The following is a 13363-nucleotide window of genomic DNA, read 5'->3' on the forward strand; positions in this document are numbered from 1 at the left end:
TTCACCCGTTTACTGAAAAAAAGAGCTATCGACTTAGTATTTTTAGAATCAAAACTCACTATGCCTATGCCTTCATCAAATCCCACTCTTAAAAAAACTCTCGGACCCATTATGCTCTGGGGACTGGGGGTAGGCTATGTCATCTCTGGCATGTACTTCGGGTGGAATTTGGGACTTGCTGAAGGTGGCACATCAGGTCTAGCCATTGCTACTTTCTTTATCATCATCATGTATTTGACCTTTACCTTTAGCTATACCGAATTGGCCTGTGCGATTCCAAAGGCTGGAGGTGCTTTTGACTATGCGGACAGAGCATTGGGCAAGAACCTGGGCTTTGTTGCCGGGATGGCACAAAATGTCGAATTCATCTTTGCTCCACCTGCTATTGCAGCAGCCATTGGTGCATATTTTCATATTTTTCTTCCTCAGGTAGACACCATTTACATCGCGATAGTGGCTTATTTGCTTTTTACTGGGCTCAACATAGTTGGAGTAAAAGCTGCAGCCATCTTTGAATTGGTCATCACGATATTGGCAGTTCTGGAATTGTTGATTTTTGCGGGGGTTTGTCTGCCAAATGTGGAATGGAAAAATCTGGAATTAAATGCACTCCCCAATGGATATCAGGGAGCTTTTGCGGCGATCCCATTTGCCATATGGTTCTTCCTGGCCATAGAAGGGGTAGCTAATGTAGCAGAAGAGGCCAGAAACCCACAACGCAGCATTCTAATTGGTTTTGGCTCTGCGATTATGACACTCGTTGTGCTTTGCTTGCTAACGTTCGTTTCTGCTGTTGGCGTAGATGGATGGGAATCAGTAGTCTATCCTCCAGGAAGCACAGATGCTTCAGATAGTCCGTTACCATTGGCTCTTGCCAAAATTGTAGGCGATGGACATATCTTATACCATCTCCTAATTACTGTTGGGCTATTTGGATTAGTTGCCTCCTTTCACGGAATCATCCTTGCCGCGGGCCGCTCTACATTTGAGTTTGGAAGAGTTGGATACATTCCGAAAAAACTGGGAAAAGTACATCCTAAAACCAGCACTCCAGCTAATGCATTGATCGTGAATATGCTGATTGGTATTGTCGCTTTGATCACTGGAAAAACCGGTGAAATTATCACCATAGCCTGTTTCGGTGCATTGACTTTATACATTATTTCGATGATCGCATTCTTCCAATTACGCAAACATGAACCGGATTTGGAAAGACCGTTCAAAGTTCCTTTGTACCCAATATTTCCAGCAGTGGCATTAGTGATTGCGACCATCGCTTTGGCAGCAATGACCGTATACAATTTACAGCTTGCAGGTATCTATTTTCTAATCATGGCAGGAGCCTACATCTGGTTTCAGTTTACCAATAAAAACTCCTAACTTAACCGAGCACAATTGCACCACGTAAGATGCAACAACGACTGAATTTCAACTTTCCTTGCCCAATCAGATTTGGTGCAGGAGTCATCGACGAACTAGCGGATCATTTACTAGCCCAAGGGTTAAAACACCCACTTATTGTAACGGATCCCGTTATTGCTGACCTGGATTTTTTTAAAGACATAGTGGAATCACTGAAGAATAAAAACCTCGCAGTGGATGTCTATTCTGAAATGCATAAGAATCCTGTGAAGTCTGATGTATTGAAAGGTGGAGACTTCTATCACAATTCAGTTTGTGATTGCATCGTCGGAATTGGTGGAGGAGTAGCGTTGGATGTAGCGAGAGCAATCGTGTTACGCATCAATCACCACAGAGACTTATTTGATTACGATGACCTCATAGGAGGTGATAAATATGTAACGGAAGATGTTCCGTACTTTGTGACTGTCCCGACCACTTCAGGTACTGGAAGTGAAGTTGGGAGAAGTGCTATCATTTCGGAAGATGAGAGCAAGAAAAAGCGCATTCTATTCGCTCCAAAACTGATGGCAAGACAGGTTTTTGCTGATCCGGAACTGACGATGGGTCTTCCATCTCATGTAACAGCAGCAACGGGTATGGATGCTTTAACGCATAACATGGAAGCCTACCTTGCTAAGAATTATCATCCAATGTGTGATGGCATCGCCCTGGAGGGAATGGCGCTAATTGCCAAATCAATCGAAAAAGCGACTCATCACCCAGATATTCAATCTCGATCAGACATGCTTTTGGGATCGATGATGGGAGCTATAGCATTTCAAAAAGGACTTGGAGTTGTTCACAGTTTAGCACATCCCATGTCTAGTTTATTGGACACTCATCATGGCCTGGCCAATGCGGTCAACCTACCTTATGGAATGGCTTTCAATTACAATGGCTTTGAAGCTCGTTTTGATAAAATGGCGGAATTTCTAGGAGTCATCGATGGCGATGGAGAACATGTAGTTGATTACTTGTTTGAACTGAATCAACGACTAGAACTCCCAACACAATTGCGAGATGTGGGAGTGAAAGAAGAGCATCTGGAACCATTGGCACAATTAGCCATTCAAGACTTTGCACATCCAAATAATCCAAAACCAGTATCACTGGACGACTTTAGATCACTCTATCAAAAAGCATATTAAACATGCTTAAAATCGGCATATCTGCTTGCTTTATGTACCCGGACCCTGCGAGAGCAGTATTCGGACCCAAAACGCTGAATTATCTGGAAAGCGACATGGCTCGCTTTGTTTCCAAAGAGGGTGTGTTACCTATTTTAATTCCTGACCTGGATGATGAACGATTGCTTCCAATCATTGCAGAAATGGATGGATTCGTCTTTCAAGGAGGAACAGATGTGGCCCCTGAGGCTTACGGCGAAGAGCCAATTGGTCGCTGGAAAGGTGACCCTATACGTGATGTGTATGAACTGAAGCTTTTTGAATTGGCTGTAAAAAGTGGCAAACCAATATTGGCCATCTGTCGAGGCATGCAACTGATGAATGTCTATTTTGGCGGGTCATTGTATCAAGATACTGATACGCAACTAGAAGATGTACTTACTCATCGGGATGCAGACACATATGATTATTTATATCATGAGGTGGCCTTTACCAAAGGGAAAATATTAGATAAAATCTATCAGAATGCTGCTGTAAAGCAAGTAAATAGTGTCCATCATCAGTCAGTGAAAAAACTTGGTAAAAATGTAGAAATACTCGCTGAAAGTCCGACTGATGGAATCATCGAAGCAATCGGATACACCAAAGCTCCAGAAGGATGGATCATGGGTGTCCAGTGGCATCCAGAATTTTCAGAAACTTTAAAAGAAAGCGTCATTAACGCTGATTTATTATACAATTTCTTCCTGACTCAGGTAAAATCCTTAAAACCAGATTTGTAATGCAAATAATCAATCCAGCTACCGAAGAAATCATTACAGAACTTCCAGAAGATTCTCAGGAAAGCATTCAGGAGAAGCTCGCTTCTTTGAGAAAAGGACAAAAAGAGTGGGCCAAAAAACCAGTTGAAGAACGACTGGAAGTCATCATCCAGTTTGGAGAGTTGGTTAAAGCCAATAAGGAAGAATTAGCCTTCGTATTGACGAGTGAAACAGGAAAGCCTATTGCTCAGTCAAGAAATGAAGTAAACGGTTCTCTCAATAGAATAGAACACCTTAAAACCAATGCGCTTAAGTGGCTCGCTACGGAGACCGTTGCAACAGGTGATGTTACTGAAAGCATTGCCTATGAACCACTTGGAGTCATTGCGAATATTTCCGCATGGAATTTCCCGTACAATGTCGGATACAATGTGTTTCTCTATGCGATAGTAGCAGGAAATGCAGTGCTATACAAACCTTCAGAATTTGCAACGCTTACTGGAATGAACTTTAAGGAACTGCTTCATCAAGCAGGAGTTCCTGAAAATGTATTCGACGTTGCGATTGGCACAGGTCAGGTTGGACAATATTTATTGGATGCTGATTTAGATGGATACTTCTTCACGGGCTCATACAAAACAGGAGTTCATATTGCCAAGTCTGTAGCTCATAAACTGGTGCCTGTTCAGCTAGAACTTGGCGGGAAAGATCCACTCTATGTGATGGATGACATTGCTGACATCAAGCAAGCTGCTATCAATGCTGCAGAAGGTGCTTTTTATAACAATGGCCAAAGCTGCTGTGCGGTGGAGCGCATTTATGTGCAGGATAAAATCTATGATGAGTTTGTGAAGCACTTTGTAGAAGAAGTAAAATCTTATCCAATGGGAGATCCTACCGAGGACGCTACATTCACTGGTCCTTTGACCAGAGCACAACAAGTAGAAGTTATTTTGGAGCAATTAAATGATTCTATTCAAAAAGGTGCAAAAATCTTACTCGGTGGCGACCAACCTGAAGGACCAGGATATTATCTAAACCCCACAGTAGTAGTTGATACCAACCATGAGATGGAGCTCATGAAGGAAGAGTCTTTTGGCCCAGTGATCGGCATTCAAAAAGTCAATACGGATGCTGAAGCTTTGGAATTGATGCAAGACACGCCTTATGGCTTAACTGCTGCTATTTATTCTACGGATGAAGCTCGTGCAAAAGCTCTCTTAGATGAAATGAACGTTGGGACGGTTTACTGGAACTGTTGTGATCGCGTAAGTCCAAATACTCCTTGGTCTGGTAGAAAAAATTCTGGATTGGGATCTACTCTTTCCTCTCAAGGAATCAGAGCGTTTACTCAGCCGAAGAGTTATCAGATGAGAGGCTGATTACAGAAACGATCTCAACTTCTCTTCCAAGTCTGCTGGACTAAAAGGCTTTGGCAGCATACCGTTAAAGCCTTTCTCTTTCAAGTCGTCCATATTAACAGAGGCCGCAGTAAGGGCAACTATCGGCCCTTCAAATCCCATCAGACGGAGCTGCTTGGTTGCCTCAAATCCGTCCATTACTGGCATTTGCAAATCCATCAAAACCAGATCAAACGTTAAGTTGGACATGTGTACCAATGCCTCTTTTCCGCTTTCAGCTACGATTACGGCAATGTCCCATTTTTCTAATTGACGTTTGGCGATCAATATATTCATTGGGTTATCCTCCACCAGAAGCACTCGAATATTCTCAAACTTCGGCTTTTCTACAACCACTTCTTCGTGCTGCTTTTTCTCAGCTATTTGACAAGGTATTGTAAACCAAAATTTCGAGCCAACGCCATGCATACTTTCTATCTCAATGGTGCCTTTCATGAGTTCTACCAATTTTCTACTAATCGCTAATCCAAGGCCTGCTCCGCCAAACTTTCTGGAGATAGAGCTATTCGCTTGCTCGAATGCATCAAAAATTTTCTTCCTTTCAACTTCTGATATTCCGGTTCCAGTATCTATGACACTAAACTTTAGGTTGACATGCTCATCATCTGCACCTTCTTTGGACACTTGAAAAATCACACTTCCTGTGACTGTAAACTTGATCGCATTTCCCAGGAGATTAACCAACACCTGGCTGAGGCGCGTCTTATCAATCAGCACATTTTTTGGCAAGGTTTCATCATATTCCAGCCGGAACTCTAATTTCTTGGCACGTGCAAGGGGCTCCAGAACATCCATTTGACTCTGACAGAGCTTCTTGAGGTTAGAAACACCATAGTCCAACTCAAGCTTTCCGGACTCTATTCGGTTATAATCGAGAACATTGTTAATCAATGCCAATAACGAATCTGAAGACGTTTTTAGCCTCTTCAAATCTTCCATTTGTTCTTGCTTAGGGTCACTATCCAATAAATGATAAGTCGTTCCTATAACTGCATTGAGCGGAGTGCGAATCTCATGACTCATTACCGAAAGAAAATCTGATTTAGCCTTAGCCAATTCCTCAGCATCCTGCTTGCCTCTCCTCCAGTTTTCCGTAAAGTTCCTGGATAAAATCAATGCCTGAAACATGAAGAAGGTCAATTCCCCCGCCATGGTCACCAATCGATTTTCATCAATTGCATTTAAGTAATTGAGAGTTTTGAAAGAGAAGATAATGAACACTCCCAGCACACCGTAAAGCGAATACATGGATCCAGGCCTTCTTTTCAGCGCAGCTTTGATGATGATAACGATCATCAATACAATTCCTATTAATAGCAGGTATAAATAATACGTGTTGAGCTGAGTGAAAATATGAACAGGCAGCAGAGTGGATGCCACCCAACCTAGTGATAAGAAAGTAAAGGTCCGCGTAAGTTTGGTAGGCGCCTCCTCTGGAAATAAGCTTTCCAGATATAGTGAGAAAAAGGCTCCGCACAAATAAAACGTCGCATATTCCAACATGATTCCCAGATGATAGGGCATGTCTATGAGGTCATGTAACACATAATTATGCCAACCTAGAATTCGGTAAGAATAAGAAAGCGTAAACAAGGCAAAGAATAGAATCGAATAATCCTGCTTTCCATGAAAATAGAGTCCCAGGAAAAACAGCGTTGCAAGTATTAGAAAGCCAGTTAAAAAGAAATCGTAGGAATCATCAAGAAACTTTTGATGCATCACATCTTGCTCAAGACCTATGGCAATTGGCTTATTTCCTATACCTCGCTTTTGATGTGTAAAATTAGATATCGGAATAACAATACTTAGTGTATCACTAGCCAAGTCATGAATAGGAATATACAAGACTCTTCTACCTGGCTCAGAGGTTTCCGCATTTTTCCCCAATTTCCCTACATGTCTCTTTTTGACACCATTTAGGATAATTTCATAGCCACTGAAATAATCTGGCACCTTGATCATAAGCTCTTCTGCATGATCGACTAGCACCGTCAACTGGTAGGTTCCAAAACCAAAATCCGGGTATCCCATTTGATCAGCCCTCGCTTTGGAGATATCCACCAACTCGCCGCCAGTACATAGCGAATCAATGCATGATTCATAGTACTTCCATGGACCGGCTAATTCCACAAATTTATTGGTCTCCCAGTCTTGTTGACGAAGGTCGACTATAGCCAAATCAGAAGCATTGGAAACCAATGAAAGGTAGAGCGGTATGATGTATATCAGCAGCCTGTTAATCATGATTATGTGGCTAAAGATAAGTGGAATAGGTTCTAAATGCATTGTAAATAGACGAGCAGGTATATTTATCGACTAAAGCAGGCAAATGGCAAATGACCAGAAAAGCCTATCTTGCGGGGCTAGAAATGGAATCAATAGACAACATCACCCTGAACTTCTCTGACCAGAATATATTCTTGTTGAATATAAGTTTGGGAATCATCATGTTTGGTGTATCACTAAAGCTTACACCTGACGATTTCAAAATGGTACTGGCCAATCCTTTGGGAACCTTTGTTGGAGTACTTTCTCAGTTTGTAGTTCTACCTATTCTAACCTTTATAATCATTTGGATTTTGGAACCTCGCCCAAGTTTTGCATTGGGAATGATGATGGTAGCTGCCTGTCCTGGAGGTAATATCAGCAACTTCTTCTCAGCGCTGGCAAAAGGAAACATTGCTTTATCAGTTAGTTTAACGGCCATTTCGAGTGTCCTTGCCATCTTTATGACGCCTATAAATCTGGCATTTTGGGCAGGCATGTATGAACCAACTTCCCAATTACTTACCGACATTAGTTTGGATTATTGGGGCGTGTTTGAAACGATCGTCATCATTCTAGGGATTCCACTTATTCTCGGGATGACCTTCCGTCACAAGTTTCCAAAACTTTCCGAAAAACTACATCCATACATGCATTATGGATCCATTTTGACCTTTGCGGCTATCGTAATTCTTGCGTTTACTGCCAACATTGATATTTTCCTCAACTACATCTATCTGGTTGTCTTTTTAGTCTTTGTTCACAATGCCGTAGCACTGCTATCTGGTTATCAATTAGGCAAATTATTCAAACTAAATGAACCCGACAGAAGATCATTGGCTATAGAAACTGGAATTCAAAATTCTGGACTCGGATTAGTCCTTATATTTGCGTTTTTTGACGGACTTGGAGGCATGGCTATTGTAGCCGCCTGGTGGGGAATCTGGCACATAGTAGCGGGTATGTCTGTCTCTTATTTTTGGAATTACAGAGTATCAACAGTAACGGCAAAATGAACGCACACTGGTTTTATTATTTAGTTAAATCAACTGGTTGGTTAGGGTCTCAATTATTTTTCGGAGGAATCAAAATTCTCGGAAAAGACAAATTTCCTACGGATGGTGCTGTCTTGCTAGCTCCCAATCATCAGGGAGCCTTTATGGACGCCATTGTAGCTGGTACGTTTGCAAAAAAACCGGTTTCATTTCTAACCAGAGCGGACGTATTTAACAAGTGGACGAACCCGATTCTCAAGTCCCTCAACATGATGCCGATTTATCGTATCAGAGATGGAATACAAAGTCTTTCACAAAATGATGCGGTATTCGATACCTGCTTCAAAATGCTATCTGAGGAAAGGGTTATCCTGATATTCCCAGAAGGCAACCATGGTAAAGAACACTATTTAAGGCCAATATCTAAAGGAACTGCCAGACTTGCACTAGATGCTCGCGATCAAATAGATCCCAACACCAAAATATATATCGTTCCTGTAGGAATCAATTACTTTTCTCATAGTCAGCCATTGGCTAAAGTTTTCTTGAAATACGGAGATCCAATAGAGCTTAGTCAGTACATGGAGATCTACCGTGAGCACAAACAAAAAGGGTATAATACCTTAAAAGCTGATTTGACTCAAGCGATGAAAGATGTGCTCATTCTACCTGAAAACGATGAAAACTATGAGAAAAAGAAGGAGTGGATTTTCCAATCTAAACACGAGTCATTAAGCTTTGATAAACTCAAAGAAATGGGTCGTGGCGATCATTATGAGGAAGTAAAACCTAGAAAGAAAAACTTCTTTGTGAAGATGTTGATTGCGTTTTTCTCCATCTTCAATTTCCCAGCACTGCTTGGCTTGAAAAAACTATTGGGAATAGTGAAAGACCCTGTATTCAAAGTCTCTTTGAAATACTTAGGTGGAGGTATTTTCCATATCCTGTGGTGGATCATTGTATACACCATCGGAGCAACCACAATCGGTTGGGAAGCTGGATTATTGTTCGTGACCACATGCATTATGACCATGTATGCACGTCAATCACTCATCAAATTCTAAGCTTTAATTCCCGGCTCTGAAGTTTTTGCGATCATAGATTAATCGACCGTCTTTATCCCATTCTTTACTGATGAAAGGGGGAGTTTTATCAAAAGGCTCAAGTGGGTAATGAACTTCTCGTTTTACCCTGCGATTGTCATAGTATTCTCGCCAGATACCCACCCGATTATCATGTTGATAATGACCTACTACCGCTAGACTACCATTTTCATGGTAAGCGAAATACTCTCCTTCACGCTCACCGAAGTGTACAGGAATCATTTCTTTTAATTTTTCACGATCAAAGTCATAGTAAGCTAACCTTGATTCCTTTGGCCATCCTTTATAATATATCTCCTTGTCCATCAAGATGTCAGAAGTATTGTAGCGAACCCATCGGCCATGCTTCATCCCTTTATAGTAATGGCCTTCTTCCAAAATTTGGTCTCCGCGCTTTTTGATGTAATGCCCATGCATAACACCGGCATAGCCTTTTTTAGCCTTTAGTGAATTCTGGATTTTCTTTTTCTTGAAGTCATACCAATAGAAGTCCCTGGCATAAGGATCCGGACCAACATAGTCTTTGTCCTTTAGATAATGAAAAAGCTCAACTACTGTTCTTTCTCCAAAACCAGTTTTAGCGTAGCCTCTCTTGGTTTTGATACCAAAATAGATCTTCGGATTGACCTTCTTCTCTTTCTTCTTACCTTCTTTATCATCGTCTTTGTCCGTACGCTCCAGGTCTACTTCAGAGTCTATAGACAATGGCGTTTCATACTTGGTCTGAAATAACTCATCCACAGATGAAATTTCCTGCGCATTTACCTGCAAGGAAACCACTCCCAAAACGATGATTAAGAATACTTTTGGATCGAATACTTTCATTGTAACTCCTTAACGCAACGAAGCTAAGAAAATTTCATTACTCAGCAGCTGCTGAACTTATAGTTTGCCCGAAGAACAAAGCGTTCATGAACAATTTATTGGTTCCAAACCAGAACGCTCTAAAATTAGGGTTATCTGAGAAGTTAATTACTCTGCCTCTCCCCAATTGAGAAACGGTAACAGCCATAGTAGACTTGACCTGATCAAGCTTTTCCTCTGAGATATATCCACTCAAAAGTGGAGATGCGGTATAGACTATCGGATTGGCATAAGAATTTTTGGACTTATCCATCATCAGTGAATGATCTCTAAACAACGGTATTTTAGAATTTACCAATCCGTATGTTAGTGGATGTCCCAGATCGAGTGATGCTTCAAAAATAGCCCCACCAATGACTTGAGCTCCACGTGTATTTTCCAGATCAACATAACGCTTAAAACTAGTACCTTCAGATTCTGGCTTTACATAGGTTGCATTAGAAATACCATTATCAGCCAGCCATTTACCTCCGGACTTCCATGCTACGATGACTCCTCCTTTTGATACCCACTTTTTAAGATTGTCAATTCCATTTGTATTGATCCCCCGGTAAGATCCACTTGGGAAAATGATTCGGTTGTATCTGGAGATATCTCTATTGACCTGCTCTAGCGGCAATAACGTGATGCGCATTTCATATCTTGTGTCCAGCAGATGCCAGGTCTCTCCTGCCTCATAGCTACTTACTCCATCTCCCACCAAAATAGCTACCTCAGGTTTTTCAATCACTTCCAGATTTCTACTCCCCAGGTCTGAACCTGAATTGGATAAGCCTGTGCTCATCGCATAAACATCGATTCCATCCATTTCGGCAATCTTTTTAATGGTGGACTCTATTGCCTCCACCTTTTCTCGCTGAATCCCAACCGGAATTACAATAGAACCTCTGGCGTAAGTTTTATCCGAAGTGACATGTTCCGTATGAATGATCTCAGTAACGATACCCTCATTAACCAATCGCATTATTGCTCGCTGAGTAAAGTACCCATAGGGCTCAAAAATGTAGGCATAGTCAGAGATGCCTTTGACCTCACCCTTTGGCGCAATGACTTGATCTATTGCTACACCAAGATTACTGGATGAAAAATCCTTAGCACCTAATTCGGCATAATCTAAATTATAGGCTAACGGCAATGTCCAGGTAGAAATGTCATAGAATAGGCTGTCTTGAAACTCCGTTCTGGTCTCAAACATTGATTTGATCAATCGGTATTGAGGTTGACTCAGAGGAATGACATAACTACCGTCAGCATACGATCGACCTTCTTTTTTAATGCTTCCTTTAACCGGATAAATAGAGATATCATGCTGATTGATTAGCTCCATTAGCTTAAATGCTCTCATCGGATCTTCTTTCGATCCAAATACGATGGCTTTTACGGGATCGTTCTGAGCCATTGTCTTCGATTCCTGATAGAAGTCATATTGCATTTTCAACAATCGCTCTCTCATTTCATGCACTGCCTTCAAAGTAGACAAAGACGTCACAAAATGATTGCGAATGGCCTGTGGAAATGAAATCTTACCAAACTGGTTTTCTTGTAGATGACCTCTGGAGCTGCCCTGCTCGAATAGAATACCTACTCCACCATTCAGATCAGGATAAGTAGAACCCTTACCGACATAATAGTCATCAAATCCTTCCTCAGAGAAATACAGTGATCCAATACTATCCAACATGTTGGCATGATATGCTGCAATGTCTTCCGTCATGGCCACATTCGCCATAGGAGTTAATGGATTCTTACGAGCTAAGATGCCTGGCTGAAAGAAGAATGTACTATTAGTCCCCATTTCATGGTGATCAGTTAGCACATTTGGTTTCCAATAATGAAACTGCTCTATTCTTCCCCGGGATTCTGGGTGTTGAACTGGCATCCAATCTCTGTTCAGGTCAAACCAATAATGGTTCGTTCTTCCTCCTGGCCATACTTCATCAAATTCTCTAGATGCTGGATCTGACACCAGATTGGCAGACTTGTGCATGTTCACCCAGGTACTAAATCGCTGCAATCCGTCCGGATTATATGATGGGTCAAAAACGATTACCGTATTCTTCAGTAGGTCCTCAATTTCAGTGCTTTCAGCCGCAGCCAAATAATAAGCAGCAATCAAAGCAGCATTGGATCCACTGGCCTCATTGCCATGAATACTATAACCCATCCAATGTACGAGTTTTGCCTGATCAGGAGTAACTCCAGAATTAGGATCAGTCAATGCCACATGTGTCTTTCTAATTTCTTCCAAGTTTTCACGGTTGGAAGGATGCGTGATAATCAGCTGCATCAACTGTCTTCCTTCATGAGTTTTGGCAAACTCGTTGATCTCAATTCTATCAGTAGCCTTTGCCAAGGTTCTCATGTAATAGATGAGCTGATCATGACTCACGTGCCACTCACCTACTTCGTAACCCAATACATCTTTAGGAGTAGGAATCTCTTCATTGTAACTAACCGTGGTTGGTAAATAGTAAGAAAGATCCACTTGCCCTGAACCTTTCAAAGTCACGCCAATAAGCGCTAGAATGAGAACAACTTTGTATTTCATCTAATGACTGTTTAGAATAATTCAACGGTATAATTACAAGAAAATGTCTCTTTTGGTTTCAAAAGGATAATTCCTTCCTTGTCGATAAGCTTCTGATTATGTGAAGCATTGTCTGCGAGACCGAACCAGGGCTCAATACAAACAAATGGAGATTCCTGACTCTTGGACCAAATTCCTAAAAAGGGAAATCCTGCCATATGAAAAGTCAACCATTTTTTATGTGGACTGTACAGATGCACTCGCTCAGACTTAAATCGTTTCAACACCAAAGCATCCTTATTGAACAGATGATCTTTGATCAGCAGCTTGTTGTCACTCATATTGACCTTTTCTCTCGCTCCAGAGAATAATCCATCTTCTAATAAATGGGTCTCAAGAGACTCTGCATATTCAAACTGCAACCAATAATCAGATCGCTTTTCATCGGCAGTCATGGGACAATTAAATGCAGGATGTGCGCCTATAGAGAATAACAATGGTCCCTTACCTGAATCGATTACTGAATAAGTCGTTTTAATGGATGAATTGATCAATTCATAGCTGATTCGCAATTCAAACTTGAAAGGGTATACCTTCAAGGTTTCCGCATCAGATTTTAAAATGAAAGTGATGGAATCTGAATTGTGTTCTTCTATTTCAAACTCTTTATCGCGAGCAAACCCATGCTGACTCATTGGATATTCTACACCATCCACAGTGAACTGATCCTTTTTCAGCTTACCAACCACAGGAAACAAAACCGGAGCATGTCTTCCCCAATGTTTTGGATTGGCTTGCCACAAATATTCTTGATTATCTTTTACTAGGCTGATTAATTCTGCACCTTTCGTTTTGAAGGAAGCAGACACGTGCTGATTAGCAATCTTCATATCCTC

At 41.3% G+C, this 13363-nt stretch carries 10 protein-coding genes; 6 read left to right on the top strand and 4 right to left on the bottom strand.

Annotated elements, in window-relative coordinates:
• Positions 1-66: 66 nt before the first annotated feature.
• From eat to NXS00_RS11880, 4 genes are read left to right on the top strand one after another with little or no spacing between them, the layout of a single operon-like run.
• The gene (gene eat, locus NXS00_RS11865; RefSeq protein ID WP_258099421.1) at positions 67-1380 is read left to right on the top strand and encodes an ethanolamine permease; all 1314 of its coding nucleotides are present in this window, start codon (positions 67-69) and stop codon (positions 1378-1380) included.
• Positions 1381-1409: 29 nt separating this feature from the next.
• A complete protein-coding gene (locus tag NXS00_RS11870) occupies positions 1410-2552 on the top strand; it encodes an iron-containing alcohol dehydrogenase (protein WP_258099422.1) in 1143 nt (380 codons plus the stop codon).
• A gap of 2 nt (positions 2553-2554) precedes the next feature.
• Entirely contained in the window at positions 2555-3313 is a 759-nt protein-coding gene (locus NXS00_RS11875; RefSeq protein ID WP_258099423.1) for a gamma-glutamyl-gamma-aminobutyrate hydrolase family protein, read from the top strand.
• Entirely contained in the window at positions 3313-4674 is a 1362-nt protein-coding gene (locus NXS00_RS11880; protein WP_258099424.1) for an aldehyde dehydrogenase family protein, read from the top strand. Before NXS00_RS11875 ends, NXS00_RS11880 begins: the two co-directional genes overlap by 1 nt.
• Here NXS00_RS11880 and NXS00_RS11885 read toward each other — a convergent pair whose 3' ends face one another.
• Positions 4675-6957: a hybrid sensor histidine kinase/response regulator gene (locus NXS00_RS11885; RefSeq protein WP_258099425.1), complete on the bottom strand. Its 2283-nt coding sequence runs from the start codon at positions 6955-6957 to the stop codon at positions 4675-4677.
• Positions 6958-7049: 92 nt separating this feature from the next.
• Between NXS00_RS11885 and NXS00_RS11890 the strand changes: the two genes are divergently transcribed.
• Both NXS00_RS11890 and NXS00_RS11895 read left to right on the top strand, forming a co-directional pair.
• Positions 7050-7994 (top strand): bile acid:sodium symporter family protein, encoded by a 945-nt coding sequence (locus NXS00_RS11890; protein WP_258099426.1) that lies wholly within the window; start codon positions 7050-7052, stop codon positions 7992-7994.
• Positions 7991-9037 (top strand): 1-acyl-sn-glycerol-3-phosphate acyltransferase, encoded by a 1047-nt coding sequence (locus NXS00_RS11895; protein ID WP_258099427.1) that lies wholly within the window; start codon positions 7991-7993, stop codon positions 9035-9037. Before NXS00_RS11890 ends, NXS00_RS11895 begins: the two co-directional genes overlap by 4 nt.
• 3 nt (positions 9038-9040) lie before the next feature.
• Here NXS00_RS11895 and NXS00_RS11900 read toward each other — a convergent pair whose 3' ends face one another.
• From NXS00_RS11900 to NXS00_RS11910, 3 genes are read right to left on the bottom strand one after another with little or no spacing between them, the layout of a single operon-like run.
• Positions 9041-9901, bottom strand: coding sequence for a toxin-antitoxin system YwqK family antitoxin (locus NXS00_RS11900; RefSeq protein WP_258099428.1), 861 nt, complete (start codon positions 9899-9901; stop codon positions 9041-9043).
• Positions 9902-9938: 37 nt separating this feature from the next.
• Entirely contained in the window at positions 9939-12488 is a 2550-nt protein-coding gene (locus tag NXS00_RS11905) for a M14 family zinc carboxypeptidase (protein ID WP_258099429.1), read from the bottom strand.
• Positions 12489-12499: 11 nt separating this feature from the next.
• Positions 12500-13357 carry an aldose 1-epimerase family protein gene (locus NXS00_RS11910; protein ID WP_258099430.1) on the bottom strand — a complete coding sequence of 286 codons (858 nt, stop codon included), beginning with the start codon at positions 13355-13357 and terminating at the stop codon, positions 12500-12502.
• Positions 13358-13363: the final 6 nt, after the last annotated feature.

Origin of the sequence: Marinoscillum pacificum, assembly GCF_024714495.1 — a bacterium.
Classification (GTDB): Bacteria; Bacteroidota; Bacteroidia; order Cytophagales; family Cyclobacteriaceae; genus Marinoscillum; species Marinoscillum pacificum.